The sequence below is a fragment of the Streptomyces sp. NRRL F-5122 genome, from assembly GCF_001507435.1.
GTDB classification, from domain to species: Bacteria; Actinomycetota; Actinomycetes; order Streptomycetales; family Streptomycetaceae; genus Streptomyces; species Streptomyces lannensis.
The window spans coordinates 85,286-100,419 of record NZ_LMWH01000037.1 but is presented as its reverse complement, the minus strand read 5'-3'; the positions used below and the strand labels follow the sequence as shown (position 1 = coordinate 100,419).

The following is a 15,134-nucleotide window of genomic DNA, read 5'->3' as shown; positions in this document are numbered from 1 at the left end:
CCGCTCCGCCCTGTCCAGGTGACGCAACTGTCGGACACGACACAGTCAACGGGCCGCCGCGCGGCAGGGGTTCACCCCGATCGGGGGCTACCCGCCGGTAGCAGTTGCTGACAGGCTGTCTAGGTCAACGTTCTCCGGCGTGTATCGGACGAGGAGCAGCAGTATGCCCGCCACGGTCTCCTTCAGCGTCACCTCTCCGCACGGCCCGCGGACCGTGACCGTCTCCTATGCACGCGTGGGATCCGGCGAACCCTTGCTCCTGCTGCACGGGATCGGCCATCACCGTCAGGCCTGGGACCCGGTGGTGGACATCCTGGCGACCGAACGCGACGTGATCGCCGTCGACCTCCCCGGCTTCGGTGCGTCCCCGGCCCTGCCGGACGGACTCGCGTACGACCTCTCGACCGTGGTGCCCGCGCTCGGTTCGCTGTGCCGGGCGCTCGACGTCGACCGTCCGCACGTTGCGGGCAATTCCCTGGGGGGTCTGCTGGCCCTGGAACTGGGTCGCGAGAAGCTCGCACGGTCCGTCACCGCCTTCTCCCCGGCCGGGTTCTGGACCCCGGCGGAGCGGCGGTACGCGTTCGCGGTTCTGCTCGCCATGCGCCACACGGCGCAGCGGATCCCGCTGCCGGTCGTGGAGCGGCTGTCGCGCACGGCGGCCGGCCGCACCGTGCTCACCAGTTCCATCTACGCCCGCCCCGGCCGCCGTTCACCCGAGGCCGTGGTAGCCGAGACGCTGGCGCTGGCCGGCGCCGAGGGTTTTGCCGCCACGCTCCGGGCGGGCGCCTCCGTCCGGTTCACCCAGGACCTGCCCGGTCTGCCCGTCACCGTGGCGTGGGGCACCAAGGACCGTCTCCTGGTGCGCCGTCAGGGTGTCCGCGCCAAGCAGATCATCCCCAGGGCCCGGCTCGTGCGACTGCCCGGCTGCGGGCACGTGCCGATGAACGACGATCCGGCACTGGTGGCGCGGGTCATCCTGGACGGCAGCCGCTGACCGTACCGGTCCGCGTGCCGCACGGTCGCGCGACTGGTGCGCCGCCCCCGACACGCCTGCTCCCAAGGCGACTCGGGCTGCCGCGGGCGCCCTCGGGGACACCTGTGCGGACCCCTGACGAGCGCCGTGCGCACCGCCGTCCTTCACCTGCTCGGGACGCCTCACGCACTCTGTGGTCCCCGTGTCACGGCGGTCAGTTGTTCATGTGCGGTTTCCATGTGCGCTGCGGCACACGAGTAGTTGTGGCAGTGCCCATCGCCCGGAACCGAACCTGGAGGCGCTTCATGTCACACCGTCCCACGCCCGGTCGCCGCAGCGTGCTGCGCGGCTCCCTGGCCGCCTCGGCGGCCCTGACCCTGCCCGCCGCGCTCGGCGCGGCACCGGCGTTCGCCCTGTCGGGACGCCCGAAGGCAGGATGGGGTGTCCAGACCGGTGACGTGACCGCGGACTCCGGTCTCGTCTGGGTGCGCTCCGACCGCCCGGCCCGGATGATCGTCGAGACCGCCGCGACCGAGTCGTTCCGCAATCCGCGCAGATGGCACGGCCCGCTGCTGGGCGCCGGCACCGACTTCACGGGCACCACACGGCTGCACGGGCTGCCCGCGGGTGAACAGATCCACTACCGCGTGCTGCTGGCGGATCCGGACGACCCGCGCCGCACCGGCGAACCCGTCAGGGGCACCTTCCGCACGACGCCGCTCGGGCGCCGCCAAGGAGTGCGCTTCCTGTGGTCGGGCGACCTGGCGGGCCAGGGCTGGGGCATCAACCCCGACCTCGGCGGCTACACCATCTACAAGGCGATGGCGAAGCTCGAACCCGACTTCTTCCTGTGCAGCGGCGACAACATCTACGCCGACGGCCCTCTCTCCGCCACCCAGGCCCTGCCCGACGGCAGCGCCTGGCGGAACATCACCACCGAGGAGAAGTCCAAGGTGGCCGAGACCCTGGCCGAGTACCGCGGCAACTTCCGCTACAACCTGCTGGACGAGAACCTCAGGCGGTTCAACGCCCAGGTGCCGTCGATCATCCAGTGGGACGACCACGAGGTCCGAAACAACTGGTACCCGGGCGAGGTCATCACCTCCGCGGACCCCCGCTACACCGAGAAGAGCATCGACGTGCTCGCGGCCCGCGCCCGGCGCGCGTTCAGCGAGTACTTCCCCCTCTCGACGCTCCAGCCGCAGGACCGCCACGGCCGCGTGTACCGGGTCATGCGGCACGGTCCGCTGCTCGATGTCTTCGTCCTGGACATGCGCACCTACCGCAACGCCAACTCGCCCGACGACCAGGCCGTCGACCCGCAGGGCATCCTCGGGACCGAGCAGTTGGAGTGGCTCAAGCGGGAGCTGTCCCGGTCCCGCGCGGTGTGGAAGGTGATCGCCGCGGACATGCCCATCGGGCTCGTCGTGCCGGACACCACGGAGGGCCTGCCGAACATCGAGGCGGTGGCGCAGGGCGACCCGGGCGCGCCGCTCGGCCGCGAACTGCAGATCGCCGAACTGCTTCGCTTCATCAAGCACCGGCGGATCACCGGCACGGTGTGGCTGACCGCGGACGTCCACCACACCTCGGCGCAGCACTACCACCCCTCGCGTGCCGCGTTCACCGACTTCGAGCCCTTCTGGGAGTTCGTGTCCGGGCCGCTCAACGCCGGTGCCTTCCCGGCGAGCGCACTCGACGGCACATTCGGCCCCGAGCGGGTGTTCGTGAAGGCACCCACGGACTCGAACGTCTCCCCGGCAGGCGGCTTCCAGTTCTTCGGCGAGGTCGACATCGACGGGGGCAGCGGGGAACTGACCGTCCGGCTGCGTGAGCAGGACGGCACCGTGCTGTTCACCCAGGTGTTGCAGCCGGGCCGCGTGGGTCAGTAACTCTCCCCTGTCGAAGGCGACTTGAGGGAGCGAGCCGCGGAGCGGCGGAGACGCCGCACCGCGGCTGCCGGTTCCACGTTCGGCCGCCGGCTCGCGTACCCTCGGTCACCGCGCCGCGCACCGGAGTCATCCCCCGGTGCGCGGCTTGCGGGCGGACACACTGCCGCGGGGACCTGTGTTCCATGCCATGACCAAGAGAACAACAAAAAGGACAGAAGCATACTTTACCCATCAGACACACAACGTTCGTGATCACGCAACACCCTTCCTTCACAGTGATTGCATGACTCCAGACATGTCTGATGTGAGGCGAGCCAGGCACGGCCGCCCCGTGCACCACTGGCGACGGGACGTCATCGAGCTCGCCGCCCTGTTCACCGCGGTCGCGGTCGCCGACGCGGTAGCCAACCTCGTCGGGCACGGACCCGACGGACCCGCTCTCCTCGGCCTGTCCGCGGCGGCCCTGGTCGCGACGGCCGGATTCCACACATGGTGGGCACGCCGCCACGGTCATGCACCGCCCGTGAGCGATACCGGCGCCCGGCCCCCCGCCATGGAGCGGCAGGCCGGGCCGTCCGGGACCGACACGGCCGCAACCTCCACCGCGCTGTGGCGGATGCGGACGACGGTGCGCGACGAACCGGGCTCGCTGGCCAGCCTGTGCACGGCGCTGGCCTCCCTCCGGATCGACATCCTCAGTCTGCAGACGCACCCGCTGGCACAGGGCACGGTCGACGAGTTCCTGCTGCGGGCCCCGGCGGAGCTGGAAGCGACCGGCATCACGCGGGTCGTCGCGTCGGCGGGCGGTACCGGCACCTGGATCGAGCGGGCCGACGCGCACGACCTGGTCGACGCCCCGACCCGGGTACTGGGACTGGCCACACGCACCGCGCTGGACGCGGCCGAACTCCCACTGGCGTTGCGGCAGTTGCTCGGACGCTGCACCATCCGCTCGCTGCCTGCCGTTTCCCCCGCCTCCGGCCGCGCGGAGGACGACGTCCCCGTCGAGGGAATCCTCGAGGACACGGTGATGCGGCTGCGCGCGCCGGAGGGAGGGGTGATCACGGTGGAGCGGCCGTATCTGCCGTTCACGCCCACGGAGTTCGCGCGGGCGCGGGCGCTGGTCGAGCTGGACGCCCGGCTCGGACCGCGCATCCCCCGCAGCCAGGACGTGCTCACGCTGCCCGAGGGCAAGTCCATCACCGTACGGCGGGCCGACGCCTCGGACCTCCAGGCGGCGAAGGAGATGCACGAGCGGTGCTCGGCGCGCACGCTCGGCATGCGCTACCACGGGCCGGTCGGGGACGCGGACCGCTACCTCAGGCACCTGCTCAGCCCGCGGTTCGGCCGGACCCTCGCGGTGCAGACGACGTCGGGCCGCATCGTGGGCCTCGGACACCTGCTGTGGGACGGCGACGAGACGGAGGTCGCGCTGCTCGTCGAGGACGCCTGGCAGCGGCGCGGCATCGGCACCGAACTCCTCGGCCGGCTGGTGACGATGGCGGTCGAGGCGGGCTGCGAGAACGTCTACGCGGTCACCCAGGCGTCCAACACCGGCATGGTCGCCGCGATGCGCGGTCTCGGACTGCCCCTCGACTACCAGATCGATGAGGGCACCCTCGTCATCACCGCCCGGCTGGACGCGACCCCCGTGGCCTCGCGTCTGCCGTACGGAGAGGCGGGCGGGTCGCACGGTGCGCGGGGCGCACGCGACTGACCGTCCCGCGCCCCCGGCGCACACGACCCACCGAACGGCCCGGCGCGATCCGCCGGGCCGTTCGCCGTGCGGGGTCCGGGCGGCCGCGGACGGCACCCGTACGCCGCAGCCGGCTACCGGCCCACGGCCTCCTGCCACCGCGCCGGGGCCGGACCCCGCTCCGCCCCCAACGCCGTGTCCAGATCGGCCCACAGGTCCTCGACGTCCTCCAGGCCCACCGACAACCGCAGCAGCCGGTCGCTCACCCCGGCGTCCCGGCGGTCCGTCGCGTCGACGATGCGGTGGCTGATGGACGCCGGGTGCTGGATGAGGGTGTCGACGCTACCCAGGCTGACGGCGGGCGTGATCAGGCGGACCCGTCCGATCACCGCGTGCGGATCGCCGTGCACCTCGAAGGCGATCATCGCGCCGCCGATGCGCGGGTAGTGGACCCGGGCCACCCGCGGGTCGGCGGCGAGCCGGCGGGTGAGTTCCTCGGCGGTCGCCGACGCGGCCCTGACCCGCACCGGCAACGTCGACAGACCGCGCAGCAGCAGGTAACCGGCGAGCGGGTGGAGCACCGCACCCGTCGCGAAGCGCATCTGGCGGAGCCGGCTCGCCATCTCCTCGTCGCAGGCCACCACCCCGCCCATCACATCACCGTGCCCGCCGAGGTACTTCGTGGCGCTGTGCAGCACCAGCCGCGCTCCCAGCGCGGCGGGCCGTTGCAGAACGGGCGTCGCGAAGGTGTTGTCCGCCAGCAACGGAACCGAGCCGCAGGCGTGGGCGATCGCGCGCAGATCGACCTCCGCGAGCGTCGGATTGGCCGGCGACTCGACCATGACGAGGCCGGTGTCCGGGCGCAGGGAGTCGGCGATGCCCGCCGGGTCGGTCCAGGTCACCTCGTTGCCCAGCAGCCCGGCGGTCAGCAGATGGTCGCTGCAGCCGTACAACGGTCGTACGGCGACGACATGGCGCAGCCCCAGTGTGTTCCTGGCGAGCAGGACGGCACTGAGCGCGGCCATGCCGCTCGCGAAGGCGACCGCGCCCCCGGTGCCCTCGAGCCGCGCGACCGCGGTCTCGAAGCGGGCGACGGTGGGGTTGCCGAGCCGCCCGTACACGGGCGGCCCGTCGGGTTCCGCGCCGTCGGCCGCGAACGCGTCGATGCGGGCTGCCTCGTCACGGCTGTCGTGCGAGGGATAGGTCGTGGAGAAGTCGAGGGGCGGGGCGTGCAGCCCCAACTCGGCGAGGTCCTCACGCCCGGCGTGCACGGCCTCGGTGGCCAGTGCCCGGCGGGCGGGGAAATCCACCGCGAATCCGTCCTGCGCGTCGTGGGTGCCATGAGTACGGGAGTCCATGGATGGCAGACTGAACACCGGCCGGGGTCACGGCGCCGAAACCCGTGCTACGTTCGCCACATGGCCGAATCCGTCGTACTGGACCCGGTGGATCTCCATCTTCTGCGGCTGTTGCAGAACGACGCCCGGACGACGTACCGCGACCTCGCGGCGCAGGTCGGCGTCGCGCCCTCGACCTGCCTGGACCGCGTGACGAGGCTGCGCCGCTCGGGCGTCATTCTCGGCCATCAACTGCGGCTCGACCCGGCGAAGCTGGGGCGCGGACTGGAAGCGCTGCTATCGGTGCAGGTCAGACCGCATCGGCGGGAGCTTGTCGGCCCCTTCGTGGAACGCATCCGGGCGTTGCCCGAGTCGCGGACCGTCTTCCACCTCACCGGCCCCGACGACTACCTCGTGCATGTCGCGGTCGCGGACATGGCGGATCTCCAGCGGCTGGTCCTGGACGAGTTCACGGCCCGGCGGGAGGTGGCCCGGGTGGAGACGCGGCTGATCTTCCAGCAATGGGACTGCGGTCCCCTGCTGCCACCGGGCCAGAGCCCGCCGAAACCCACTGAACAGCCCTAGCTGCATGGATCACGTCGGCATCACGCGAACGCTTCGGTCCCTCCCGGCCGACCTGATCCGAACTTCAGGCCCTAAGCCGAGCGCGGAATCCCCGTGACGCGCCCCACGGTGTCGTATCAGGATGGTCCGCATGTCAGACACCACCAGGAGCCCTCTGCCCCGGGAGGTCGCCGACGCCTACGTCGACGCCCTCGTCGCCCTCGACCCCGTCACCGGTACCTACCTCGGTGTGAAGGAGAGTTCGAGCAAGCTGCCCGACACCTCGCCCGCGGGCCAGGAGGCGCTCGCCGAGCTGGCACGGGCGACCCTCGCCCGGCTCGACGAGGCGGAGCGCCGCCCGGGCGCGGACAGCGACATCGAACGACGGTGCGCGCGACTGCTGCGCGAGCGGCTCACCGCGGAACTCGCCGTGCACGAGGCCGACGAGGGTCTCAGGACGGTGAGCAACCTGCACAGTCCCGTGCACTCCGTGCGTGACGTCTTCACGATCACCCCCACCGCGACGGACGAGGACTGGGCGGCGATCGTGGAGCGGCTGCGCGCCGTTCCCACCGCACTGGCGGGCTACCGCGAGTCCCTCGCCCTGGGGCTCGAGCGCAAGCTGCACGCCGGACCGCGCCCGACCGCGACCTTCGTCGAGCAGCTCACCGAGTGGTCCGACACGGACGGCCGGGGCCGCGGCTGGTTCGAGGATTTCGCCTCCGAGGGGCCCGAGCCGCTGCGCTCGCAGCTCGACGACGCGGCCCGTGCGGCGACCGCGGCCGTCGTGGAGCTGCGGGACTGGATGCGCGACGTCTACGCACCGACGGTCGAGGGCGCGCCGAACACGGTCGGCCGCGAGCGCTACGCCCGCTGGGCGCGCTACTTCAACGGCACGGACCTTGACCTCGACGAGGCGTACGCATACGGCTGGTCCGAGTACCACCGGCTCCTGGGCGAGATGAAGAAGGAGGCCGAGAAGGTCCTCCCCGGTGCCGCGACACCCTGGGTCGCGCTGGCGCACCTCGACGAGCACGGCACCCACATCGAGGGCGTCGACGAGGTCCGCGACTGGCTGCAGGGCCTGATGGACGAGGCGATCGAGGCCCTCGACGGAACGCACTTCGAACTCGCCGAGCGGGTCCGGAGGGTGGAGTCCTGCATCGCGCCCCCCGGCAGCGCGGCGGCGCCGTACTACACGGCGCCCTCCGCCGACTTCTCCCGCCCCGGGCGGACCTGGCTGCCGACGATGGGCCAGACCCGGTTCCCGGTGTACGACCTGGTCTCGACCTGGTACCACGAGGGCGTCCCCGGCCACCATCTGCAACTGGCCCAGTGGGCACACGTGTCGCAGGACCTCTCCCGCTACCAGGCGACCGTGGGCGGTGTCAGCGCCAACGCCGAGGGCTGGGCCCTGTACGCGGAGCGCCTCATGGACGAGCTCGGCTTCCTCACCGACCCGGAGCAGCGGCTCGGCTATCTCGACGCCCAGATGATGCGTGCGGTCCGCGTCATCATCGACATCGGCATGCATCTGGAGCTGGAGATCCCGGGCGACTCGCCGTTCCACCCGGGTGAGCGCTGGACGGCCGCGCTGGCGCAGGAGTTCTTCGGCTCCCACTCCAGCCGTCCCGCGGACTTCGTGGAGAGCGAGCTGGTCCGCTATCTGTCGATGCCAGGCCAGGCGATCGGCTACAAGCTGGGCGAGCGGGCCTGGCTGCTGGGCCGGGAGAACGCCCGGAAGCGCCACGGCGACGCGTTCGACGCGAAGGCCTGGCACATGGCGGCGCTCTCGCAGGGTTCGCTGGGCCTGGACGACCTGGTGGACGAACTGTCGCGGCTCTGAGCCGGACGGGCGGCCGGTCCCGGGGCGTCGCCTCCGGGTCCGGCCGTCACCGGCGGAAACCGCCCTCCGAGTCGATGACCTGCCCGGTGATCCAGGCGGCCTCGTCCGTGGCGAGCCAGGCGATGAGGCGGGCGGGGTCGTCCGGCATGCCCCAGTGTCCGGCCGGGAACCGGGCGGCGACGGTCTCGTACGCATCGCCGGTCAGATAGTCCGTGTCCACGGGGCCGGGGTTGACCGTGTTGACGGTGACGCCCCGCTCTGCGAGGGCGGTCGCGAGCGAGCGCGTGATCGAGGCGAGGGCACCCTTCTGCAGGGCATAGGCGATCTCCTCGGGCATACCGCCCGCGATGTCCTGCCCGGAGGTCATCATCACCACCCGACCGCCCGCTCCCCCCGCGGGGGTCGCCGCGCGCAGTCGGGCGTACGCCTGGACCAGGAACAGGACGGAGCGGGTGTCCACCGCCCAGTGGGCGTCCAGCATGGCGGCGTCGACGGTGTCGAGTGTCCCGTCGCTGCCGCTGAGCGCGTGGTTGGCGACGAGGATGTCCAGTCGTCCGCCCAGCGCCCCGGCGGCCGTCGCGATCAGTTCGGCGGGGGCGGAGGGGTCGGACAGGTCGGCCGGTCCGTCGACGACCGGGGCGTCCGGGTCACCGAGGGCCGCGCGCACTGCGGCGACCACCTCCTCGGGACGGTCGGCGCCCCAGGGCATCGCCGCGTCGTGCGGCACATGGTGGTGCAGATAGACGCCGGCGCCGTAGGCGGCCAGCCGCCGGGCCACCGCGTAACCGATGCCTCCGCGCCGGCCGGCGCCGGTCACGAGGGCGGTCCTGCCGCGCAGGGGCAGGGGGTCGCGGCGGAGTTCCTCGACTGTGGGGGACGGGAGCCGTGGCACGTCAGCCGCCCGTCCGGCGGACCTGGACGAGACCCATCCAGATCTCGGGGCCCGGCTCCACGTACGCCGCCCGCACCGTGTACCGCCCCGGTTCGAGCGCCACCCGAAGATGTTCCGTGCGTGTGGACTCGTGACCCGGCCAGGCCGCGTCGAACAGCACCACGTCGCCCGGGACGTCCCACTGCACCTCCGGCTCCCACTGCGCGGTACGCAGCGCCTCGGGGACGCGGTCGAGCAGCGCGGCCTCGGAGTCCGCGGCGCACCAGCGTACGAATGTGCCGAACTCCGCCAGAAAGGCGGTGGAGGCGGGCTCGTCGCCCAGGACCAGGGCGCGGGTGTCCCCGACCGGCACCAGCCCGATGTATCCCTCGATCTCACAGGCCCGGTCGTAGTCGGAGGACGTCTCGTCGCCGTCGGCGCCCGCCCAGAACGGCAGCACCACCTCCGGTATCGCGATGAGCGGCCCGCCGCCCGACTCGACCCACGCGACCGCACCTTGATCCGTATGACTGACCATGCTCAGAAGCTACACGCACCCGGCGCAGCGGAGGCACCGCTTCCGCAGGGTGGGAATATCGGCCGCGGAACGTCAGCAGCCGCAGTCCAACTGCTGTGCAGGCGTGGGAGGTTGGTCTGCCGCACGAGCACCGGTCAAGCCCGAGAGAGAGTCGGCGGAGCGACGCCCTCGGCCCTCCCGGGTCTCGAACTCCAGGCCCTCGCGCGCCCAGTACTCGAAGCCGCCGAGCATCTCCTTGACCGAGAACCCGAGCTCGGCGAGCGCAAGGGCCGCACGGGCCGCACCGTTGCAGCCGGGACCCCAGCAATAGGTGACGACCGGGACGGACTTGTCGAGCAGCCGCTCGGCCTGCTCCGGAACAAGGGCCGTGGGCAGGTGGAGCGCACCCGGGATGTGGCCCTGGTCCCAGGCCGCGGTGGACCGCGAGTCGAGGAGGACGAATCCCGGGTCCCCGGTCGCCAGCGCGGAGGCGACGTCGGACACGTCGGTGTGGAAGGCGAGGCTCGCCCGGAAGTGGGCGGCGGCCACCGCAGGGGCGGCGGGCGGGATGCGCAGGACGGGGTCGGCGAGGGTCGAGGTGTCGCTCACGTCGGGCCCTTTCAGAGAGGTGTCTCGATGACCCGAAATCTACGGTCGCCCTTCGGCGTCCTGAAGGTGCGATCCACGGCACACCTCTTGATCGGCCGGGGATCTCTCTGTTATCTCTCGAAAATGACCGCGTATTCACCGGACGCCACCGACTGGCGGATTCTCGACGTCCTTCAGCGCGAAGGGCGCGTCAGCTACGCCGAGTTGGCCCGCGCCGTGGCCATGTCCCCGAGCGCGGTGACCGAGCGGGTCCGCAGGCTGGAGGAGGCCGGAGTCATCCAGGGGTACGCGGCGGTCGTCGACCCCGAGCGGCTCGGACTGCCGATCATGGCCTTCGTACGGCTGCGGTACCCGAACGGCAACTACAAGCCGTTCCACGACCTGGTCGGCGCGACGCCCGAGATCCTGGAGGCACACCACGTCACGGGCGACGACTGCTTCGTCATCAAGGTCGCGGCGCGCTCGATGAGGCATCTGGAGGAGGTGTCCGGCAGGATCGGCACACTGGGATCCGTGACGACGAGCGTCGTCTACTCGTCGCCCCTCCCCCGTCGTCCCCTCGGCCGCTGAGCCGTCTCAGCCGGCGCCCCGCTGCCGCAGGACCGAACCCGTCCTGCCCTTGACGACCTCCAACTGGGCGTGGACACGGCGCCGCAGGTCCGCGACATGGCTGACGATGCCCACGCTGCGGTCCCGTTCCCGAAGCGAGTCGAGGACGTCGAGGACCTCGTCCAGGGTCTGGTCGTCGAGGCTGCCGAATCCCTCGTCGATGAACAGTGTGTCGAGGCGGACACCACCGGCCTCGTCGGTGACGACGTCCGCGAGCCCGAGGGCGAGCGCCAGGGACGCGAAGAACGTCTCCCCGCCGGAGAGGGTCGCCGTGTCCCGCTCCCGCCCGGTCCATGCGTCGACGACGTGCAGGCCGAGGCCACTGCGGCCGCGGCCCGAGCGGTCGTCCGAGTGCACCAGCGTGTAGCGGCCCGAGGACATGCGCTGCAGTCGCACGGTCGCGGCGGCCGCCACCTGTTCGAGACGGGCGGCGAGCACATACGACTCCAGGCGCATCTTCCGTTCGTTGTCGGCGGAGGTGCCCGACGCCAGCGAGGCCAGCCCGGCCACCCGGTCGTACTCCTCGCGCAGGGGCGCCAGCCGGCGGACGGCCACGCCCGCACGCACGGACAGCCGGTCGAGTTCGGTGCAGCGGCGGGCCGCGGCGTCCTGGGCGGAGACCGCCTCCTGGAGCCGCCGGACAGCCGCTTCGGCGGCCCGTTCGACGGCTTCGAGGTCCGCGGGCGGCTGCTGCGCGGCCGCCACGGTGTCGGCGTCGGTGAGCACCGCGCGCACGGCGGCCTCTTCCTGCTGCCAGGCGTCGAGCCGCCGCTGCAGCTCGCGATGCGCCTCGTCGCCGAGGAGCGCCTCGGCCGCCGCCCGGGGGGTGTCGAACCCGGCGCGGAACGCCGCGTCGGCGAGGCGCGCGTCGGCGTCCTTCAGCCGCTGAGCGGCGTCCTCCGCGGCGCGGGCGGCGTCGGCGGCGTCGGCAAGAAGCGCGGCCCTGCGCTCCAGTTGCGCAGAGCGCGCCGAGACACTGGCCGCGTCACCCCGGGCGCGCAGCAACTCCTCCTCCAGCGAAGCCTGTTCGCGGTCCAGGGCGTCCCTGCGGGAGATACGGGCCGCCCCGCGCAGCGCGGCCTGCTGCCGGTCCGCCGTGCGCCGCTCCCACTCGTGCTCGTTCCGCCTCGACTCCTCCCGCGCGGAGTGGAGTCGTGCGGCGCCGGCGCGCGCGGTGCCGTAGAGCCGCTCCAGTTCCTCCCACTCCTCGGCCAGCAGGGACGTGGGGGCATCCCCGGCCTCGGCCGTCGCCGCGGCGAGCGCCTCCCGGACGAGGCCGAGCCGCCGCTCGTCCTCGGCGCGCTGTTCGTCGGCGTCACGGTGAGCGGCGAGGGCCCGCTCCTCCGCATCACGGTCGACGTGTCTGGCCACCCTCTGCGCGGGCGCGGGGTGTTCGACGGCCCCGCACACCGTGCAGGGCTCGCCGTCGACGAGCCCCGCCGCGAGTTCGGCGGCGATGCCCTTGAGCCGCTGTTCCTTCAGGTCGAGCCAGTGTTCGCGGCTCTTCAGCGCACGTTCGCGGGAGGCGAGGGTACGGGCCTGGGCCGCGTCGGTGTCCCGGGCCAACTCGTCGCGCTGACGTGCCGCCCTCAGCCGGCGCTGCGCGGGCTCGCGCTGCACCGCGAACTGCTCGGCCCGGGCGGCGTCCTGCTGTGCCGCGTCGATCCGGGCCTGCAGATCCGCCCGGGTCTCCTCCCACCCCGCCAGCCACTCCTCGGCATCCTGCAGGACCGTCTCGTCGGCACGCTCCTCACGCTCCAGATCCGCACGCTCCGCGGCGAGTCCGGCCAGACGCTGTTCGGCACGGCGGGCCGACTCGAGTCCGCCGAGCTCCTCGGCGACCCGGCGGGCCGCGGCGGCGAGACCCGCCGCCCCGTCCTGGGCGAACGTCCCGGGCAGCCGCGTACGCGCGCGTGCCTCGTCGATGGCGGCCTGCCGGTGCTCCGCCTCCGCGGTCTCGCGCAGGTCGAGGGCGGGCGCCACCCTCTCGGCCTTGCGGGAGCGCTCGAGGCGCGCCTGTGCCTCGCTGCGCAGGCCGGACCGCTCCTCGAGCAGTGCGGCCCGCTCCCGGGCCTCGGCGAACATGCGCTGGAGCCGGGCCCGTTCGCGTGTGCCGCCGAGCAGTCCCTCGGCCTCGGCCCGCAGCGACTCTGCGGCGGTGCGGGCGCAGTGTGCATGGGTGAGCCGCTCGCGGGCGGTGCTGCGGGCGACCGCGGCCCAGCCGAGAACGGCGTCGGCGAGCCCGGGCTCGCCCGGGGCGAGCTCCGGCAGGGGCAGGGCGTCACCGGCCGCCTGCTGCATCCGGTGGGCGTCCGCCAGCAGTACGGCGTCACCGTCCCGCACCTCGGACTCGGTCGCCCTGCGCCGCTCGGCGAGGCGCTTTTCGACCTCGGCGAAGCGGTGGGTGTCGAAGAGACGCCCGAGCAGTTTGCCGCGGGCCTCGGCGTCGGCGCGCAGAAAACGGGCGAAGTCGCCCTGCGGCAACAGTACGACCTGGCAGAACTGCTCCCGGCTCATGCCGAGCAGCTGGGTGATCTCCTCACCGATCTCCTGGTGGGAGCGGCTGAGGTCCTTCCAGGCACCGGCCGCCGTGTCGTACTCGCGCAGCCAGGTCTGGGCCTTGTCGGTCGTCGTACCGGTGCCGCGCTTCTTGGGGCGCTCCCACGGCGGTTGCCGGGTGACCTCCAACCGGCGTCCGGCGACAGTGAGTTCGAGCCTGATCCCGGTGCGCGTCTCCGGGGCCGCATGGTCGCTGCGCAGGGTCACGCCCTGGCCGCTCTGCCGGGCGCCGGGCACGGCCCCGTACAGGGCGTAGCACACGGCGTCCAGGACGGACGTCTTGCCGGCGCCCGTCGGTCCGTGGAGCAGGAACAGACCGGCGGCGGAGAGCTCGTCGAAGTCGACTCGCTGGGTCCCGGCGAAGGGTCCGAAGGCGGTGATGTCGAGCCGGTGCAGCCTCACTGGGCTCCCTTCGTGTCGGGCGGGCGCACGGTCACCGGGCGACCTCCCGGACCGCTGCGTCGGCGCGCGCCGCGTCGAACGCGTCCTGGAGCACGAGCCGTTCCCGCTCGTCGGGCGCCGAGCCGCGTACATGCGCGACGAAGTCCTCCGCGATCTCCTGGTCGGAGCGGCCCTCGAGCCGGCGGGCGTAGGACACCCCAAGCTCCTCGGGGGCGCGCTCCGGTTCGAAGACGAGGCTGAGCGTGTGCGGGAAGCGCTCGGCCAGCCGGGCCATGGGCTCGGCTGGCCGGACCGGATCGGTGAGGGTGGCCTCCACCCACGCCTGTTCGTGGCGCGCCAGCTCCGGATCCTCGAGCAGGCCCTCCAGACGGCCCCGGATCCGCGCGAGGGGGCGCGGCACCGGGCAGTCGAGGCGCTCCGCCGTGACCGAGCCGTCGGCTCCGAGGTCGACGAGCCACATGCTCTTGCGGTGACCGACCTCCGAGAAGGAGTACGCCAAGGGGGAGCCGGAGTAGCGGATCCGCTCAGCGATGGTCTGGCTGCCGTGGAGATGTCCGAGCGCCACGTAGTCCACGCCGTCGAAGACACCGGCGGGGACCGCCGCGACACCGCCGACCGTGATGTCCCGCTCGCTGTCGCTGGGCTCTCCGCCGGTGACGAACACATGGGCGAGGACGACGGAGCGAGTGCCCGGCGCGCGCGTGGCGAGATCGGCCCGCACCCGGTCCATCGCGGCCGTCAGCACCGCTTCGTGGCCCGCCTGCTCCACCATGAACTCGTCCTTGACCAGGGCCGGTTCGAGGTAGGGAAGGCCGTAGAAGGCCACGTCCCCGTGGGCGTCGGACAGCACGACCGGCGTCCCGCAGGCCGCGGGATCCGTCCGCAGATGGATGCCCGCACGCCCGATGAGTCCCGCGCCGACGCCGAGTCGGCGCGCCGAGTCGTGGTTGCCGGAGATCATCATCGTGGGCACGCCGAGGTCGGCGAGCCGGTGCAGGGCGTCGTCGAACAGCTCGACGGCGGCGAGCGGCGGCACCGCACGGTCGTACACGTCTCCCGACACGACCACCGCGTCCACACCGCGTTCGCGCACGGTGGTGACGACGTGGCGGACGAACTCGGCCTGAGCGTCGAGCATGTTCACCCGATGGAACGCCCGGCCCAGATGCCAGTCGGAAGTGTGCAGCAGTCTCATGATCCCCGAGACTAACGGGCGGGTCCGACACCACGGGCGGTTACTCCCGTTTCAGCCCCTCGGG

At 72.5% G+C, this 15,134-nt stretch carries 12 protein-coding genes; 6 read left to right on the top strand and 6 right to left on the bottom strand.

Annotation, left to right across the window (positions count from 1 at the left end; genetic code table 11):
* Positions 1-163 precede the first annotated feature (163 nt).
* From ADL25_RS06565 to ADL25_RS06555, 3 genes are all read left to right on the top strand, one after another.
* Positions 164-994 (top strand): alpha/beta fold hydrolase, encoded by an 831-nt coding sequence (locus ADL25_RS06565; RefSeq protein ID WP_059126682.1) that lies wholly within the window; start codon positions 164-166, stop codon positions 992-994.
* Positions 995-1,278: 284 nt separating this feature from the next.
* Positions 1,279-2,865 (top strand): alkaline phosphatase D family protein, encoded by a 1,587-nt coding sequence (locus ADL25_RS06560; RefSeq protein ID WP_059126681.1) that lies wholly within the window; start codon positions 1,279-1,281, stop codon positions 2,863-2,865.
* 295 nt (positions 2,866-3,160) lie between these two features.
* A complete protein-coding gene (locus ADL25_RS06555) occupies positions 3,161-4,582 on the top strand; it encodes a GNAT family N-acetyltransferase (protein ID WP_234380680.1) in 1,422 nt (473 codons plus the stop codon).
* Positions 4,583-4,695: 113 nt separating this feature from the next.
* Here ADL25_RS06555 and ADL25_RS06550 read toward each other — a convergent pair whose 3' ends face one another.
* A complete protein-coding gene (locus ADL25_RS06550) occupies positions 4,696-5,919 on the bottom strand; it encodes a trans-sulfuration enzyme family protein (RefSeq protein ID WP_059126679.1) in 1,224 nt (407 codons plus the stop codon).
* A gap of 60 nt (positions 5,920-5,979) precedes the next feature.
* Here ADL25_RS06550 and ADL25_RS06545 point away from each other — a divergent pair, with 60 nt between their 5' ends.
* The gene (locus ADL25_RS06545) at positions 5,980-6,483 is read left to right on the top strand and encodes an Lrp/AsnC family transcriptional regulator (RefSeq protein WP_059126678.1); all 504 of its coding nucleotides are present in this window, start codon (positions 5,980-5,982) and stop codon (positions 6,481-6,483) included.
* Positions 6,484-6,613: 130 nt separating this feature from the next.
* On the top strand, positions 6,614-8,308 hold the full coding sequence (locus ADL25_RS06540) for a DUF885 domain-containing protein (protein WP_059126677.1): 1,695 nt from the start codon (positions 6,614-6,616) through the stop codon (positions 8,306-8,308).
* A gap of 46 nt (positions 8,309-8,354) precedes the next feature.
* Here ADL25_RS06540 and ADL25_RS06535 read toward each other — a convergent pair whose 3' ends face one another.
* The 3 genes from ADL25_RS06535 to ADL25_RS06525 all read right to left on the bottom strand — a co-directional run bounded on the left by ADL25_RS06535 (position 8,355) and on the right by ADL25_RS06525 (position 10,305).
* Positions 8,355-9,200 (bottom strand): SDR family oxidoreductase, encoded by an 846-nt coding sequence (locus ADL25_RS06535; protein WP_059126676.1) that lies wholly within the window; start codon positions 9,198-9,200, stop codon positions 8,355-8,357.
* Position 9,201: 1 nt separating this feature from the next.
* Positions 9,202-9,717, bottom strand: coding sequence for an immunity 21 family protein (locus ADL25_RS06530; RefSeq protein ID WP_059126675.1), 516 nt, complete (start codon positions 9,715-9,717; stop codon positions 9,202-9,204).
* 72 nt (positions 9,718-9,789) lie between these two features.
* Positions 9,790-10,305: a rhodanese-like domain-containing protein gene (locus ADL25_RS06525; RefSeq protein WP_059126674.1), complete on the bottom strand. Its 516-nt coding sequence runs from the start codon at positions 10,303-10,305 to the stop codon at positions 9,790-9,792.
* A 123-nt stretch (positions 10,306-10,428) separates the two neighbouring features.
* Here ADL25_RS06525 and ADL25_RS06520 point away from each other — a divergent pair, with 123 nt between their 5' ends.
* The gene (locus ADL25_RS06520; protein ID WP_059126673.1) at positions 10,429-10,875 is read left to right on the top strand and encodes an Lrp/AsnC family transcriptional regulator; all 447 of its coding nucleotides are present in this window, start codon (positions 10,429-10,431) and stop codon (positions 10,873-10,875) included.
* A 6-nt stretch (positions 10,876-10,881) separates the two neighbouring features.
* On the opposite strand, the gene ADL25_RS06515 is transcribed toward ADL25_RS06520, so the two are convergent.
* Together ADL25_RS06515 and ADL25_RS06510 are read right to left on the bottom strand one after the other, a co-directional pair.
* On the bottom strand, positions 10,882-13,875 hold the full coding sequence (locus tag ADL25_RS06515; protein ID WP_059126672.1) for an AAA family ATPase: 2,994 nt from the start codon (positions 13,873-13,875) through the stop codon (positions 10,882-10,884).
* A gap of 31 nt (positions 13,876-13,906) precedes the next feature.
* Positions 13,907-15,070: an exonuclease SbcCD subunit D gene (locus tag ADL25_RS06510; RefSeq protein ID WP_059126671.1), complete on the bottom strand. Its 1,164-nt coding sequence runs from the start codon at positions 15,068-15,070 to the stop codon at positions 13,907-13,909.
* Between the last annotated feature and the right edge of the window lie 64 nt (positions 15,071-15,134).

Excerpts from the sequence above, each read along its gene's own strand:
- ADL25_RS06565 (WP_059126682.1), top strand. The coding sequence starts at position 164 with ATGCCCGCCACGGTCTCCTTCAGCGTCACCTCTCCGCACGGCCCGCGG.
- ADL25_RS06560 (WP_059126681.1), top strand. The coding sequence starts at position 1,279 with ATGTCACACCGTCCCACGCCCGGTCGCCGCAGCGTGCTGCGCGGCTCC.
- ADL25_RS06555 (WP_234380680.1), top strand. The coding sequence starts at position 3,161 with ATGTCTGATGTGAGGCGAGCCAGGCACGGCCGCCCCGTGCACCACTGG.
- ADL25_RS06550 (WP_059126679.1), bottom strand. The coding sequence starts at position 5,919 with ATGGACTCCCGTACTCATGGCACCCACGACGCGCAGGACGGATTCGCG.
- ADL25_RS06545 (WP_059126678.1), top strand. The coding sequence starts at position 5,980 with ATGGCCGAATCCGTCGTACTGGACCCGGTGGATCTCCATCTTCTGCGG.
- ADL25_RS06540 (WP_059126677.1), top strand. The coding sequence starts at position 6,614 with ATGTCAGACACCACCAGGAGCCCTCTGCCCCGGGAGGTCGCCGACGCC.
- ADL25_RS06530 (WP_059126675.1), bottom strand. The coding sequence starts at position 9,717 with ATGGTCAGTCATACGGATCAAGGTGCGGTCGCGTGGGTCGAGTCGGGC.
- ADL25_RS06520 (WP_059126673.1), top strand. The coding sequence starts at position 10,429 with ATGACCGCGTATTCACCGGACGCCACCGACTGGCGGATTCTCGACGTC.
- ADL25_RS06510 (WP_059126671.1), bottom strand. The coding sequence starts at position 15,070 with ATGAGACTGCTGCACACTTCCGACTGGCATCTGGGCCGGGCGTTCCAT.